Genomic DNA, 14,898 nt, shown 5'->3' with positions numbered 1-14,898 from the left:
GGCCGACGCACCGGCCGGGCCCGCGCCCGCCCAGGCCCCGCCGGCCACCGCACCGGAGGCCCCCACCCCGCCGCCGCTCGAGGCGCAAGCGCCCCCGCCGGACGCCACGGCGCCGGCGCCGGCGCAGGGCCCCGTCCAGGTCGACCGCAGTTGCCGGACCGACGCCGACTGCACCGTGAAGGACGTCGGCAACTGCTGCGGCGCCTATCCGGCCTGCGTCAACGTCAACAGCCCCACCGACCCGGAGGGCGTGCGCGCGGCCTGCGCGGAGGACGGCATGATGTCGACCTGCGGCTTCCGCGAAATCCAGGGCTGCCAGTGCGTCGCCGGCAGCTGCCAGGCCAACGACAACGGCGTGCAGCTCCAGTAAGCCCGAAGCCGACGAGGTCCCCGATGCTGTATGCACAGGTCCACCTGACCCTGCCCGCGTGGGTCCACGAAGCCGTGGACACACGGGCGGCCCACCCCCTGGACGAGGACAAGGTCGCACTGGCGATCGCGCTGTCGCGCCGGAACATCGACGCCGGCAGCGGCGGCCCCTTCGGTGCGGCCGTCTTCGGCCCGGACGACCGCATCATCGCGATCGGCGTGAACCGCGTCCTGCCTCACAGCTGCTCGCTCGCCCACGCCGAGACCATGGCCTACATGCTGGCGCAGCAACGCACCCAGCGCGTGCGCCTGAACCTGGACGCACGGGGCCAACCGGCCGGGCCGATCACCCTGGCCACGTCCTCGCAGCCGTGTTGCCAGTGCTACGGCGCGACCGTGTGGGCAGGCATCGACCGCCTGCTGATCGGGGCGCGCAGCGAAGACGTGGAAGCGCTGACCGACTTCGACGAAGGTCCGTTGCCCATGGACTGGGTCGGGGCGCTCGAACAGCGTGGCATCGAGGTCGTGCGCGACGTGCATCGCGACGCCGCGTGCGAGGTGCTGCGCCGCTACGGCGAGCTGGACGGCCCCCGTTACTGAGCGCGGTCGCGTCGCCGACCCCGTAATGCGACGGGGATGCGATCATGGGGGCCGTTCCCGCCTGCCTTCGCCATGAGCATCGACGCCCTGTTCTGCCATTGCCGCCCCGGTTTCGAGCCCGAGCTCGCCGCCGAGCTGGCCGAGCGCGCCGCCCTGCTCGGCCACGCGGGGTATCCGAAGGCGAGCCGCGGCAGCGGCCATGTCGAGTTCATCAGCGACGAAGCCGCGCAACTGGCGCGTCGCCTGCCCTTCGCCGATCTCGTCTTCGCCCGCCAGAAGCTGCTGCGCCTGGCCGACCTCCGCGGCCTGGACCCCAAGGACCGGATCACTCCGATCCTGGCGGCGCTGGAAGCCAACGTGCCCGTCCGCGACGGACCGCCGTTCGGCGAACTCTGGGTCGAGCATCCCGACTCCGACGAGGCGCGCCCGCTCTCGGGCCTCGCGCGCAGCTTCGGCAACGCACTGCGTCCAGCGCTTCGCAAGGCGGGCTGGCTGAGCCCGCGCGACGATGCACGACGCTCGCGCCTGCACGTGGTGTTCCTTTCCGGCGACCATGCCGTCCTGGGCCGCAGCCATCCCGGCGACAGCGCACCCTGGCCGCAGGGCATCCCGCGCCTGCGGATGCACGCCGACGCGCCCAGCCGTTCGGCGTTGAAGCTCGAAGAAGCGCTGATGACCCTGCTGGACGACGGCGAACGCGAGGCCCGGTTGCGCGACGGCCTTCGCGGTGCCGACCTCGGCGCCGCGCCGGGCGGCTGGACCTGGGTGATGCTGCGCCACGGCCTGCACATGATCGCGATCGACAACGGGCCGATGCGCACGCACCTGTTCGACACCGGACGGCTCGAGCACCTGCGCGTGGATGGATTCCGCTGGCAACCCGACTCGCCGCTGGACTGGATGGTCTGCGACATGGTGGAGCAGCCCCGTCGCGTGGCCACCCGCATGGCCGACTGGCTGCGCGAAGGCTGGTGCGCGCAAACGGTCTTCAACCTCAAGTTGCCGATGAAGAAGCGCTGGGACGAAACCCGCCAGTGCCTGGACCTGTTCCAGGCCCAGGCGGGCCGACCCCTGGTGCTGCGCGCCCGCCAGCTCTACCACGACCGCGAGGAGATCACGGTCTACGCGCGGCCGGCCTGATGCCTGCGTGCGGCGTCGGCACGGGTGCGCGATGCGAGACCGCATGGTTCAGCGGCGGTTCCTGAATTTGACACCGGGTTGACCCTGGCCTGCCTAGCGTTCGTGGCGTCCCAACGAGGAGTCCACGACGATGATCCGTTCACGCCACCCCGATACCGCCCTGCACACCGCTTACGACGCCCGGCGCGTGCTCGCCGCCACCCTGCTCACCGCGCTGGCCATGACCGGCGCGCCGGCGTTCGCGCAGGCGCAGTCCGAGGTCGTCGCCAGGCAGGATGCCGGTGCCGAAGCCGAGATCGCGGTCGGCGAGGCCCGCGCCGCCCGCCAGCAGGCGGCGACCGCGCAGGAAGCCGCCGAGGCCGCGGCACGGGCCCGCGACGGCGGCGCGCTGTCGGCGCATGGCGCGGCGAGCGCGCAGGCCCAGGCGCATGTCGCCACCCAGTCCTCGATCAACGCCGAGCAGGCCGCCAACGAAGCCGCCAACGCGGCCCACCGCGCCCTGGGCGCGCAGACCGTCGCCGAGAGCGGCACCAATCCGGTCGCAGCCGCCCATGAGGCGCGCGAAGCGGCCAACGAGGCCGCCAATGCCACCGCTGCGGCGATCCTGGCGACATCTCAGGCGCAGGCCGCGGCCGAGGCGACAGCGGAGGCGGCGACCGCCACCCCGGCGCCGGTCGCGGTCGCCGCAGTGCCCGAGCCGGTTGCGCCGCAGCTGACCGTGCGATCGATTCCCTCGGGCCAGGCGGTGGCGTTCCCGGCGGCCGACTTCGGCGTGCTCGACGGTGATCGCGACCGCTACCTGAGCGCTTCCGAGGCATCCGCGCACGTCGCCGTCGCCGAGCAGTTCGAGCGCATCGACGCCGATGCCGACGGGCGCCTGTCGACCACCGAGTTCGAGGCCTGGGCGAACGTGCGCTGATCGCGCGCCAGCCGATCGCCACCCTGCGCGGCCTGCCCGATGGGTGGGCCGCGCCTTTGTCGGATCGCCTTTTTCGTCAGACTCCGGCGGCGCGCCGCCAGAGGGCGTGGGTCGCCGGCGCCCAGCGGCCGAGCAGGCCCATCGCCGGCCCGCGCAGCAGGGTCGGCAACACCGCGTCATTGGAGAACAGGCGGTTGAGGCCGTCGAAGGCATGCGCGGCGATGGCGTTCTCGCTGCGCCGGACACGTGCCCATCGCGCGAGCCGCGAGGGCGCCGCGATGTCCGCGCCGCGACGCGACGCATCGCGCAGCACGGCACGCAGCGCGGTAACGTCGCGCAGTCCAAGGTTGACGCCCTGCCCGGCCAGCGGATGGACGACATGGGCGGCATCGCCGACCAGGGCGATGCGCCCGGCCAGGCAGGTCTCGGCCAGCTGCCGCTTGAGCGGGAAAGCCACCCGCCCGGATACCGACGTCATCGGGCCCAGCGGCCCGTCGAAGGCACGCTCCAGTTCCATCAGGAAAGCGGCCTCGTCGATGTCCCGCAGGCGCAGGGCCTCGGCCTCGGGCAGGGTCCAGACGATCGAACTGCGATGACCGCCCTCTCCTTCGAAGGGCAGGAAAGCCAGCGGACCGCTGGGCATGAAGCGCTGCCAACAGGTCGCCTGGTGCGGTTGCCCGTGGTCGACGAAGGCGACCAGGCCGCTCTGGCCATGGTCGCGCACGCGCGTCTCGATCCCGGCCATCGCGCGCAACTGGGAATCCCCGCCGTCGGCCGCCAGCACGAGGCGCGAACGCAGGCGCAGGCCGGAATCGAGTTCCAGGCTCGCGCTGTCGGCATCCTGCTCCAGCGCGCGCACGCGTTCGGGGCAATGCAGTTCCACGCCGGCGGGCGCGAGCGCGGCCCACAGGCGGTCGACCAGCAGGGCGTTCTCGACGATCCAGCCGAGTTCCCGGCGCGCCAGGGCATCGGCATCGAAGACCAGGGGCGCCCCCCCGCCGGCATCCCACACCCGCATGGCGCGATAGGGTTGCGCGCGCGCGGCGAGCACGCCGGCCCATGCGCCCAGGTCGTCGAGGAAGGCGGCATTGTCCGGTGCGAAGGCATAGACGCGCAGGTCGGGGGCGTCGGCCCGCCACGGCTGCGGCGCGCGTGCTTCCACCAGCGCCACCCGCAGGCCGTCGCGTGCGAATGCGAGGGCCGCGGCCGCGCCGACCACGCCGGCGCCGACCACGACCACGTCGTGGAGGTCGCGGCGGCTCATGCCCGCCCATCCTCGCGGCACAGGGCGGGCACGTGGCCGCGATAGCCCAGCGCCCCGCCCACCAGGGCCGCCTGCACCGACGGCAGGCGATCGAGCGCGAACATGCCGAGGCTGCGGACGGGGGCGAGCATCGGTGAAGGATTGGCGCTCAGGCGGGCCAGACCGTCGGACAGGGCGACCGTCTCGTCGCGATCGACGCGACGCCGCTCGACATAGGCATCGAGCAGCGACGAGGCGCCGCAGTCGGCGTCGGGGTCTCCCTCGCGGGCGGCACCGATCAGCTCGGCCAGCGTCAACGCGTCGCGCAGGCCCAGGTTGAAGCCCTGCGCGCCCACCGGATGGATGGTCTGGGCGGCGTTGCCGACCAGTACCGCGCGCGGGGCCACGCTGCGCGCGGCCAGCAGGCGGATCGCCGGGTACATGCTGGGACGGCCACAGGACAGGAAACGGCCGACGCGCCAGCCGAAGGCCTCCTGCGCAAGGGCCAGGAAGGCCGGCTCGTCCAGCGCGGCGACCGTCTCGGCCCGGGCGCTGTCGATGCCGTGCACCAGGCCGAAGTGGCGGTCCCCGCGCGGCAGCAGGGCCGTCGGCCCATGCTCGCCCAGGCGCTCGTAGGCGGTGCCGTCGGGCGCGCGCTCGGCGCGCAGCCGCGTCACGAACAGGGTCTGCCGGTAGTCGTGGCTCTCGGACTCGATGCCCAGCGCCTCGCGCACCTGGCTGCGGGTGCCGTCGGCGGCGACCAGCAGCCGCGCATGCAGTACGCGCTCGCCGCCCTGGTCGGCCACGCGCACCGAACGGTGGCGTGCCAGCGGGGCATCCTCCAGGCCGACGAAGCGCACCGGCCGGTAGCGCACCAGCGCCGGCAACTCGGACAGGCGGGCCTCCAGCGCGTCGCCGAAGTCGCGCGCGACCACGACCTGGCCGAAGGCCTCCCGGCCATGCGCGGCGGCGTCGAGGGTGGCGCGTCCGAAATCGCCGCGACGGCTGACGTGGATGCGTCGGATAGCGCCCGTCGGCGCGCGCAGCTTCTGCATCACCTCCAGCGCGGTCAGCGCGTTGACGGTGGCCTCGGCGAAGCTCAGGTTGCGCTCGTCGAACACCGCCGGCAGCGAGCCCGGCGGCGCGGCCTCGATCAGGCCGACGTCCAGCCCGTGTCGCTCGAGGGCGATCGCCAGGCTGGCACCGACCAGCCCGCCGCCCACGATGAGTACGTCGTGGCAGGGCTCGGGCGTCGAATCGGAAGTCGCGGGGGGCTGGGAGTCTGTCGCCATGTGCTGTCTGTCGGGTATCCGGTCCGGCTTCGGGGAGTGCCTGGGCAGTGTTCGCCCGGAGGCGACCCGAGCCACATGGTGCCATGCAACACGCATCGACCGGGTGAGCGCGCCAGCTGCGGTATGCTAACGGCTTCCCGTCCGCACCCCAGTCCACGCCCCATGAACCGTAGCGCCCCGCTTGCCCCGTCCCCCTCCGAGTCGCCCCGCCGGGGCACGTTCGCGGCCGGGCCGCTGGTGCTGGTCGCGTTCATCCTGGTGGCCGCCCTGACCCGCGTGCTCCCGCACCCGCCGAACTTCTCGCCGGTGGCGGCAATCGCGCTGTTCGGCGGCGCCTACTTCGCCTCGCGCCAGTGGGCGTTCATCGTGCCGCTGGTGGCCATGCTGCTGTCGGACCTGGCCCTGGCCTCGATCAACGGTGGCCTGTACGCCAGCTGGTTCGGCGGCTTCGGCATCTGGCTGGGCTATGCCTGCGTGGCCCTGGTGACGGCGCTGGGCCTGGGCCTGCGCGGCAAGGTCAGCGGCCTGCGCGTGCTGGGCCATGCCCTCGCCGGGTCGGTGGTGTTCTTCGCGGTCAGCAATTTCGGCGCATGGTTGGCCGACCCGACCTACCCGGCGACGCTGGGCGGGCTGGGCATGGCGTACACCGCCGGCATCCCCTTCTTCCAGTGGACGGTGCTGGGCACCCTGTTCTACTCGGCCCTGCTGTTCGGCGGCTTCGCCCTGCTGCGCCACCGCTTGCCGGCGCTGCGCGCGCAGACGGCCTGAGCCCGGCGCCTTCCTTCCCGCACCTCGCATGGGCAACCGGCTCTCGAAGATCTACACGCGCACCGGCGACGACGGCAGCACCGGCCTGGGCGACGGCAGCCGCACCGGCAAGGACTCCGCCCGGGTCGCCGCCTACGGCACCGTCGACGAAGCCAACTCCTGCATCGGCATGGTGCTGGCCAGCGACGTTCCCGACGACGTCCGCGAACTGCTGACCGCCGTGCAGCACCAGATGTTCGACCTGGGTGGCGAGCTGTGCATCCCGGGGCACGCGGCGATCACCGGCGAGGACATCGACCGCCTCGAGGCCCGCCTGGACGGCTTCAACGCGCTGCTGCCGGCCCTCAAGGACTTCATCCTGCCCGGTGGCGGCGAGGCGGCGGCACGCTGCCATGTCGCACGCACGGTGGTGCGCCGGGCCGAGCGCGAAACCGTCGCCCTCGCCCGCCTCGAAGCCGTGCGCCCGGAGGCGATCGGCTACCTGAACCGCCTGTCCGACCTGCTCTTCGTGCTTGCCCGCGTCCTCGCCCGTGCCAGTGGCCACGGCGAGGTCCTGTGGGACCACGACCGCCGCAAGGCCTGATCCCGTCGCGCCCGGCCCCGAGATGCGTATCTACACCCATCCGGCCTGCCTGCTGCACGACCCCGGGGCCGGCCATGCCGAACAGCCCGCCCGCCTGCGAAGCGTGATCGATGCGCTGCGCGAGGCCTACCCCTCGCTGGACTGGCACGACGCCCCCTGCGCCTCGCGCGGCCAGTTGCTGCGCGTCCACGACGATGGCCTGCTCGGACTCGTGCTCGACACACCGCTGCCCGATGGCCAGCCGGTCCCGCTCGATCCCGACACGGTCCTCGGCCCCCACTCGGCCGAGGCGGCCCTGCGCGCCGCGGGCGCGGGCGTGGCCGCGGTCGACGCCGTGCTGGGCAAGGGGCCGGCCACCGCGTTCTGCGCGGTGCGACCGCCCGGCCACCACGCCACCGACACCGTCGCGATGGGCTTCTGCCTGTTCAACAGCATCGCCGTCGCCGCGGCGCATGCCATCGAGCGCCACGGACTGGCGCGGGTGGCGGTGGTCGATTTCGACGTCCACCACGGCAACGGCACCCAGGCCATCTTCGCCAGCGACCCGCGCGTGATGTACCTGAGCTCGCACCAGATGCCGCTGTATCCCGACAGCGGCCACGCCAACGAGCGCGGCGTGGGCAACATCGTCAATGCACCGCTGGCGCCGGGATCGGGCGGCGACGCCTTCCGCGCGGCGTGGCGCGAGACCCTGCTGCCGGCCCTGGACGGTTTCCGCCCGCAGTTGCTGCTCGTATCCGCGGGGTTCGACGCCCACCGGCGCGATCCGCTCGCCCAGCTCGAGCTCGAGGCGACCGACTTCGAATGGCTCACCGCCGAGCTGCTGGCGATCGCCCGCCGCCATGGCGACGGCCGCGTGGTATCCATGCTGGAAGGCGGTTACGACCTGCAGGCGCTGCGCGAGTGCAGCGTGGCCCACGTGGGGGTCCTGGCCGGCGTGCGCCCGTAACGCCGGACACACACGGCCTTCGACAACATGAACGGCGGGGCTGCGGGCGTCATTGCCGCCCCACCACCGATGCGGCAAGCTAACCGCCGCTTGACCTCCATAGCCGGAAGACCGCGTGCGCAAATCCCTTCGCCTGCTCCCCCTGTCGCTCTGCATCGCCCTGGCCCTTCCGGTCCAGGCGGCCGAAGACGAGGAAGACTGGAGCCTGTGCCCGATCGGCGACGCGATCCCCGCCTTCGACGACGCGCCGGCCACCGACGCCAAGCCCGCCGAACGCCCCAACGCCCCCACCGATATCGAAGGCGGCACCCTGTCGCGCGCCGCGACCGGCGAGAACGTCATCGTCCAGGACGATGTCCGACTGGTCCGTGGCGACCAGTTCCTCAACACGGACGCGCTGACCTACAACGAGGAAACCGGGCAGTACAGCGCCGAGGGCGGTGTGCGCTACCAGGACTCCGGGCTGCGCATCGTCGCCGAGAAGGCCACCGGCAACCAGAACTCCGACACGCACACCATCAGCGACCTGCGCTACCAGCTGGTGGAGCGGCGCGGCAACGGCGGCGCCGAGCGGATCGAGCTCAGCGGCGAGCAGGGGGCGCTGGTCGGCTCGACCTACACCACCTGCGTGCCCGGCCACGAACAATGGCAGTTGCGCGCGAACCGCATCGACATCAATACAGAGGAAGGCATGGCGGTGGCGCGCAATGCCGTGCTGCGGATCGGCAACGTGCCGGTGCTGTACGTGCCGTGGTTCATGTTCCCCACCGACGACCGCCGTCGCAGCGGTCTGCTGTATCCCTCGATCTCGGTCTCCGGGCGGGACGGATTCGACTGGGAACAGCCGATCTACTGGAACATCGCGCCCAACTACGACGCGACCATCACCCCGCGCATCATGACCGACCGCGGCGCGCAGCTGGGCACTGAGTTCCGCTGGCTGTACCCGGAAGGTCGCGGCGAGGTCTACGGCGAGTGGATGCCGACCGACAAGCTGCCCGGTCGCGAGCCCCGCGACTATCTCTTCTACCCCAATGGCCTGCCGATCCCCGGCGCGACCCTCCCCGAGGACGACCGCGGCCTGTTCCGGCTCAAGGCCCTGCACAACCTCGACGACAGCTGGTTCGGCGGCAACTGGCATGCGCGCGCCAACCTGGGTTGGGTGAGCGACACGCACTACCTGGACGACTTCAGCAACAGCCTGTTCGGTCGCTCGTCGTACTCCCTGGTCAGCACGGTCGGCCTCTACGGTCGTGGCCGCTACTGGGACGCGGGGCTGATGGCCGACCACCAGCAGCTCACCGACTACACCGTCAGCGAGTCCAGCCTGGCCTACGACCGGCTGCCACGGGCGTACCTGAACTGGTCGCAGCCCTTCGGCCGCTGGTTCGAGGCGGGCGTCAGCGCCGAGGCCGTGGGCTTCAGGCACGACGTCCGCAACGAAGGCAGCCGCCTGGACATCAAGCCCTATGTCAGCATGCCGCTGGAGGGGGACAGCTGGTTCCTGCGCCCCACGCTGGCCTGGCGCTACACCGCCTACGACCTGGACGACGATCTCGCGGCCGTCGCCGGCGACAAGTCGCCGAGCCGCAGCATGCCCATCTTCTCGGTCGATGCCGGGCTTTTCTTCGACCGCAGCACCGAGATCGGCGGCGAACGCTACCTGCATACGCTCGAGCCGCGGATCTACTACCTGAACGTCCCCTACCGGGACCAGACCGGCTTGCCCAGCTTCGATACCCGGCCGATGACCTACAGCTGGGGGCAGCTGTTCCGCGACAACCGCTACACCGGCGCCGATCGCCAGACCGACGCCAACCAGATCACCACCGCGCTGACCACGCGCCTGATCAGCGAGGACGACGGCCGCGAGCGCCTGGCCGCCAGCATCGGCCAGATCCAGTACCTGGACGACGTGCGCACCACCCTGGGGCGCGAACAACCCATCGAGAAGGGCAAGTCGGCCTGGATCGCCGACGTGAGCGTGTCGCCGAACGACCGCTGGAGCATCGACGCCGGTTACCAGTGGGACCCGAAGTTCCGTGGCGAGGACCTCGCCAGCCTGCGCGTGCGCTACCTGCTCGACAACAGCGGCGTGGTCAACCTGGGCTACCGCTACCGGCTCGATCCCAGCACCCGCGACGACCTGCTCGAGCAGGTCGATTTCTCCTTCCTCTACCCGGTCAACGAGAACTGGAGCCTGGTGGGGCGCTATTACTACTCGCTGCTGGACGACAAGCTGCTCGAGTCCATCGCCGGCGTGCAATGGGAAAGCTGCTGCCTGGCGGTGCGCCTGATCGCGCGGCGCTACATCCGCAATCGCGACGGCGACCTGAACGATTCCCTGCGCCTGGAGTTCGAACTCAAGGGCCTGGGCTCGGCCGGGCAGAAGACGGAGCGCGAGTTGCGCCGTGCTATCCTCGGCTATGACCGTGACGACCTGTACCTGGTCCCGCCGTCCCTCATCACCGACGACAACGTCGAATCGTCTCCTGATCCGATCCTATGAAGAAACTCCTTGCCTGTGCCCTCGCCGCGGCCCTGTCGGCGACCTCCGTCCAGGCCCAGCAGACGCCGCCTTCCAGCCAGACCCGGCCGATCGACAGCATCGTCGCCATCGTCGACGAGGACGTCGTGCTGCGCAGCGAGCTCGATCGGGCCATGCAGAACATCCTCTCGCAGTACGCCGGACGCGAGGCCCAGCTTCCGCCGCGCGACGTGCTCGAGCGGCAGGTCATCGAGCGCCTGGTGCTGCTGAAGCTGCAGGTCGCGCGCGCCGAGAGCTCGGGCGTGCGGGTCACCAACCAGGAGGTCGACCAGGCCCTGGCCAACATCGCCGGGCAGAACGGCATCAGCATCGACCAGCTGAACGCCCAGCTCGCCCGCGACGGCAGCACCTTCGACGAGTTCCGCACTTCGATCCGCGAGGAACTGCTCGTCCAGAAGCTGCGCCAGCGCTATGCCCAGAGCCGCGTTTCGGTCAGCGACGCCGAGATCGACGCGGCCATGGAGGCCCAGCAGGCCGGTGGCGTCCAGTACCACCTCGCGCACATCCTCGTCGCCCTGCCCGAAGGCGCGACGCCGGAGCAGATCAAGACCGCGCAAGGCAAGATCGACGGCATCAAGTCGCTGCTCGACCGGGGCGAGATGGACTTCGCGGCGGCTGCCGTGCGCTACTCCGACAGCCCCAACGCACTGGAAGGCGGCGACCTGGGCTGGCGCAGCAGCGACGAGATCCCCAGCGCCTTCGTGCAGATGGTCAGCCACATGAGTCCGGGCCAGGTCACCGACCCGCTCCGCGGCCCCAGCGGTTTCCAGCTGCTGCAGATGGTCGAGTCCCGCAACGCGAGCCAGGACACCAGTGGCCAGACCGTCACCCAGTACAAGGCCAGCCACATCCTGATCCGGGTCGACGAGCAGACCAGCGACGCCGAAGCCAAGGCGAAGATCGACACCCTCGCCGCGCGCCTCGCCGGCGGCGCCGATTTCGCCGAACTGGCCGGCCAGGAGTCGCAGGACCTCAACAGCAAGGTCCGCGGCGGCGACCTGGGCTGGTTCAACGCCGACGCCTTCGGGCTCGAGTTCGGCGGCCAGATCACCCGCCTCGGCGACGACGAAGTGTCCCAGCCCTTCCGTACCTCCAGCGGTTGGCACATCATCAAGCGGACCGGCTCGCGCCAGACCGACGTCAACGCGCAGAACAAGCGCAACCAGATCGCGGAGACCATCGGTCGCCGCAAGCTGGAAGACGAGTGGAACCGCTACCTGCGCGAACTGCGCGGCGAGGCCTACGTGGACATCCGGGTCGGACCGCAGGCCAGCGCGACCGACAACGCCACCGGCGGCTGAGATGCCCCCCGTGCCCCGGCTCGCGCTGGTGCCCGGCGAGCCGGCCGGCGTCGGGCCGGAGCTCTGCGTGCGGCTGGCCCAGCGCCCGCGCGACCACCACCTGACCGTCTTCGGCGACGCCGACGTCCTCGGCGAGGCCGCCCATCGCCTCGACCTGCCACTGCGACTGGTCGCCGGCCACGAGGCCGACGGGCAGCGTCCGGGGACCCTGGTCCTGCACGAGGTCGCCAACGCCGTGGCCAGCCGTCCCGGCGTCATCGAACCGCGCAATTCGCCCGCGGTCATCCAGGCCCTCGGCCAGGCTGCCGACGCCTGCCAGCAGGGCCGCTTCGACGGCCTGGTCACCGGTCCGGTGCACAAGGCGGCCATCAACGAAGGCGGCATCGCCTACACCGGGACGACCGAACTGCTGGCCGGACGGGCCGGCTGCGACGTGGTGATGATGCTCGCCAACGACATCGTCCGCGTGGCCCTGGCCACCACCCACCTGCCCCTGCGCGACGTGGCCACCGCGATCACCCGTCCGGGCCTCGAACGCACCCTGCGCCTGCTGCATGCCGCCCTCCAGGGCGATTTCGCCATCGCCGAGCCGGTGATCGCCGTGCTCGGGCTCAACCCGCATGCCGGCGAGGCTGGCCACCTGGGCCGCGAGGAGATCGAAACGATCGAACCGGTGATGGCCCGGCTCCGGGGCGAAGGCATGCACCTGGTGGGCCCCCTGCCCGCCGACACGGCCTTCCTGCCGGCCAAACTGCGCGGCTTCGACGCCGTGCTCGCGATGTACCACGACCAGGGCCTGCCGGTGCTCAAGTACAGCGGCTTCGAACAGGCCGTCAACATCACCCTGGGCCTGCCCTATCCGCGCGTCGCGGTGGACCACGGCACCGCACTGGAGCTGGCCGGCAGCGGCCGGGCCGACCCGTCCAGCCTGTTCGCCGCCGCCGACGCCTGCGCCGCCTTCGCCCGCGCCCGCCTGGACGCACGCACGACCGGGGATCCCCGATGAACCGACGATCCGGCCACGACTACCGCGGCCCCCGCACCGAGGCCAGACCCGCTGCGAAGGGCTTCGCCGCCGAAGCGAAGAAGCACCTGGGCCAGCACTTCCTGCACGAGCGCGGCATCATCGACAAGATCGTGCACGCGGTGGACCCGCGCCCCGACGACCGCCTGGTCGAGATCGGCCCTGGCCAGGGCGCGATCACCTTCCCGCTGCTGGACCGGCACGGGCGACTGACCGTGATCGAGTTCGACCGCGACCTGATCTTCCCCCTCACCGAGGCGGCGCGCGCACACGGCACCCTGCGGATCATCCACCGCAATGTCCTGGACGTGGACTTCACCGCGCTGGCCGGCGAGGAAGGCCCGTTGCGCCTGGTCGGCAACCTGCCCTACAACCTGTCCTCGCCGATCCTGTTCCACGCGCTGGAGCATGCCGCCGTCATCCGCGACATGACCTTCATGCTGCAGAAGGAAGTCGTCGACCGCATGGCGGCCGGTCCCGGCAGCAAGACCTATGGCCGACTGAGCGTGATGCTCCAGGCCAGCTGCGAGGTCGTGCCCCTGTTCAACGTCCCGCCGGGCGCCTTCAGCCCGCCGCCCAAGGTCGACTCGGCGGTGGTGCGGCTGGTGCCCCGGCCCGCCGGCAGCATCGGCATCGACGATCCGGTCCGCTTCGCCGCCGTCGTGCGCGACGCCTTCGGCCAGCGCCGCAAGACCCTGCGCAACGCCCTCTCGCAACAGTGTAGCGCCGCCGAGATCGAAGCCGCCGGGATCCGACCCGACCTGCGTGCCGAACAGCTCGAGGTCGCCGATTTCATCCGCCTCGCCAACCGTCTCCACGACTGAACGCCCCTCCGGCGCGCCCAGCTCATCGCCCGCGCCGCGCCGGGTACACTGTCACCATGAATCCCCCGACCGAATACGTCTTCGACATCGAAGTCGCCACCCGCTACCTCGACGACCAGTCCGAACCCGACCAGGACCGCTACGTCTTCGCCTATACCATCAACATCCGCAACCGCGGCTCGATGCCCGCGCGCCTGGTCGCCCGCCACTGGATCATCACCGATGCCAACGGCAAGGTGCAGGAGGTCGAGGGCGAGGGCGTGGTCGGCGAACAGCCCTGGCTGCAGCCGGGCGAGAACTTCGAGTACACCTCCGGCGCCATGCTCGAGACCGACCTGGGCACGATGGAGGGGCACTACCGGATGCTCGCCGACGACGGCACCCACTTCGACGCCCCCATCCCCGCCTTCACCCTGACCGTGCCGCGCACGCTGCACTGAGGGGAGGCCAGGATGAGCATCTGGGCCATCGGCGACCTGCAGGGTTGCTACGACGCCACCCAGCGCCTGCTGGAGAAGATCGCGTTCGACCCGGCCCGCGACCGGCTGTGGTTCTGCGGCGACCTGGTCAACCGCGGCGGCCAGTCCCTGGAAACCCTGCGCCTGGTGCACTCGCTGCGCGAGCAGAGCGTCGTGGTCCTGGGCAACCACGATCTGTCCCTGCTCGCGATCGGGCAGCGCAGCGAGGAAGAGCAGCGCAAGGTCAATCCGGACCTGCAACGCGTGGTGCTCGCCGAGGACCGCGACACCCTGCTCGACTGGCTGCGCATGCAGAAGCTCTGCCACCTCGACCGCAAGCTGGGCTGGATGATGGTGCATGCCGGCCTGGCGCCGAAGTGGACGCCGGCGATGGCCGAGCGCCACGCGCGCGAGGTCGAGCAGAAGCTGCAGGGCGACCAGTTCCGCCGCCTGCTCAAGAACATGTACGGCGACGGCCCGGTCTGGAACCCGCGCCTGACCGGCACCGACCGCCTGCGCGCGATCATCAACATCATGACCCGGCTGCGTTACTGCACGCCGCGCGGCCGCATCTCGTTCGAGGAAAAGGGCACCCCCGGCACCCAGCCCGCGGGCCTGTACCCGTGGTTCGAGGTGCCCGGCCGCGCCGAGCGCGACCTCAAGATCGTCTGCGGGCACTGGTCGACGCTGGGCCTGTTCATGGGCTACGGCGTGCACGCGCTGGACACCGGCGCGGTATGGGGCGGCAAGCTCACCGCGCTGCAGCTCGACGGCGAGGACGTGCGGATCGTGCAGGTGCCCGGTCGCGACCAGCCCGCGCCGCCGCCGCGCCAGCGCCAGAAACCCCGCAACGAGCGCGGCCCGCGCAGATAGGCGCCGC

Annotated in this window: 15 protein-coding genes; 13 read left to right on the top strand and 2 right to left on the bottom strand. The window is 71.4% G+C overall.

Going from position 1 to position 14,898, the window contains the following annotated elements:
* The 4 genes from H4F98_RS01515 to H4F98_RS01500 all read left to right on the top strand — a co-directional run.
* Positions 1-370, top strand: a 370-nt coding sequence (locus H4F98_RS01515) for a hypothetical protein (protein WP_246372727.1), incomplete at its 5' end; no start/stop codon positions are given.
* A gap of 23 nt (positions 371-393) precedes the next feature.
* Positions 394-969: a nucleoside deaminase gene (locus H4F98_RS01510; RefSeq protein ID WP_182684879.1), complete on the top strand. Its 576-nt coding sequence runs from the start codon at positions 394-396 to the stop codon at positions 967-969.
* Positions 970-1,047: 78 nt separating this feature from the next.
* Positions 1,048-2,109 carry a 23S rRNA (cytidine(2498)-2'-O)-methyltransferase RlmM gene (rlmM, locus tag H4F98_RS01505; protein WP_182684911.1) on the top strand — a complete coding sequence of 354 codons (1,062 nt, stop codon included), beginning with the start codon at positions 1,048-1,050 and terminating at the stop codon, positions 2,107-2,109.
* Between the two features lie 130 nt (positions 2,110-2,239).
* Positions 2,240-3,028 (top strand): EF-hand domain-containing protein, encoded by a 789-nt coding sequence (locus H4F98_RS01500; protein ID WP_182684878.1) that lies wholly within the window; start codon positions 2,240-2,242, stop codon positions 3,026-3,028.
* 76 nt (positions 3,029-3,104) lie between these two features.
* Here the strand turns inward: H4F98_RS01500 and H4F98_RS01495 are convergent, their stop codons facing one another.
* Positions 3,105-4,292 (bottom strand): FAD-dependent oxidoreductase, encoded by a 1,188-nt coding sequence (locus tag H4F98_RS01495; protein ID WP_182684877.1) that lies wholly within the window; start codon positions 4,290-4,292, stop codon positions 3,105-3,107.
* Positions 4,289-5,563 (bottom strand): 2-octaprenyl-6-methoxyphenyl hydroxylase, encoded by a 1,275-nt coding sequence (gene ubiH, locus H4F98_RS01490; RefSeq protein ID WP_182684876.1) that lies wholly within the window; start codon positions 5,561-5,563, stop codon positions 4,289-4,291. The genes H4F98_RS01495 and ubiH overlap by 4 nt, the downstream gene beginning before the upstream one ends.
* A gap of 162 nt (positions 5,564-5,725) precedes the next feature.
* On the opposite strand from ubiH, the gene H4F98_RS01485 reads away from it, so the two are divergent.
* From H4F98_RS01485 to H4F98_RS01445, 9 genes are all read left to right on the top strand, one after another.
* A complete protein-coding gene (locus H4F98_RS01485) occupies positions 5,726-6,331 on the top strand; it encodes a DUF6580 family putative transport protein (protein ID WP_220479030.1) in 606 nt (201 codons plus the stop codon).
* 28 nt (positions 6,332-6,359) lie between these two features.
* Positions 6,360-6,914 carry a cob(I)yrinic acid a,c-diamide adenosyltransferase gene (locus tag H4F98_RS01480; RefSeq protein WP_182684875.1) on the top strand — a complete coding sequence of 185 codons (555 nt, stop codon included), beginning with the start codon at positions 6,360-6,362 and terminating at the stop codon, positions 6,912-6,914.
* Between the two features lie 22 nt (positions 6,915-6,936).
* The gene (locus tag H4F98_RS01475) at positions 6,937-7,863 is read left to right on the top strand and encodes a histone deacetylase family protein (RefSeq protein WP_182684874.1); all 927 of its coding nucleotides are present in this window, start codon (positions 6,937-6,939) and stop codon (positions 7,861-7,863) included.
* Between the two features lie 115 nt (positions 7,864-7,978).
* Complete coding sequence (lptD, locus tag H4F98_RS01470; protein WP_182684873.1) at positions 7,979-10,372, top strand: LPS assembly protein LptD; 2,394 nt, start codon at positions 7,979-7,981, stop codon at positions 10,370-10,372.
* On the top strand, positions 10,369-11,712 hold the full coding sequence (locus H4F98_RS01465; protein WP_182684872.1) for a peptidylprolyl isomerase: 1,344 nt from the start codon (positions 10,369-10,371) through the stop codon (positions 11,710-11,712). Before lptD ends, H4F98_RS01465 begins: the two co-directional genes overlap by 4 nt.
* Before the next feature lies 1 nt (position 11,713).
* Complete coding sequence (gene pdxA / locus H4F98_RS01460; protein WP_182684871.1) at positions 11,714-12,718, top strand: 4-hydroxythreonine-4-phosphate dehydrogenase PdxA; 1,005 nt, start codon at positions 11,714-11,716, stop codon at positions 12,716-12,718.
* Entirely contained in the window at positions 12,715-13,560 is an 846-nt protein-coding gene (rsmA, locus tag H4F98_RS01455; protein WP_182684870.1) for a 16S rRNA (adenine(1518)-N(6)/adenine(1519)-N(6))-dimethyltransferase RsmA, read from the top strand. The genes pdxA and rsmA overlap by 4 nt, the downstream gene beginning before the upstream one ends.
* Positions 13,561-13,616: 56 nt before the next feature.
* Positions 13,617-14,000 (top strand): Co2+/Mg2+ efflux protein ApaG, encoded by a 384-nt coding sequence (gene apaG / locus H4F98_RS01450; protein ID WP_182684869.1) that lies wholly within the window; start codon positions 13,617-13,619, stop codon positions 13,998-14,000.
* Positions 14,001-14,012: 12 nt separating this feature from the next.
* Positions 14,013-14,891, top strand: a complete 879-nt coding sequence (locus H4F98_RS01445; RefSeq protein ID WP_182684868.1) for a symmetrical bis(5'-nucleosyl)-tetraphosphatase — start codon at positions 14,013-14,015, stop codon at positions 14,889-14,891.
* The last annotated feature ends 7 nt before the right edge of the window (positions 14,892-14,898 follow it).

The sequence above is a fragment of the Marilutibacter spongiae genome, assembly GCF_014145325.1.
GTDB classification, from domain to species: Bacteria; Pseudomonadota; Gammaproteobacteria; order Xanthomonadales; family Xanthomonadaceae; genus Marilutibacter; species Marilutibacter spongiae.
Note: the sequence above shows the minus strand (reverse complement) of the source record. Positions and strands in the feature narration are given on the sequence as shown.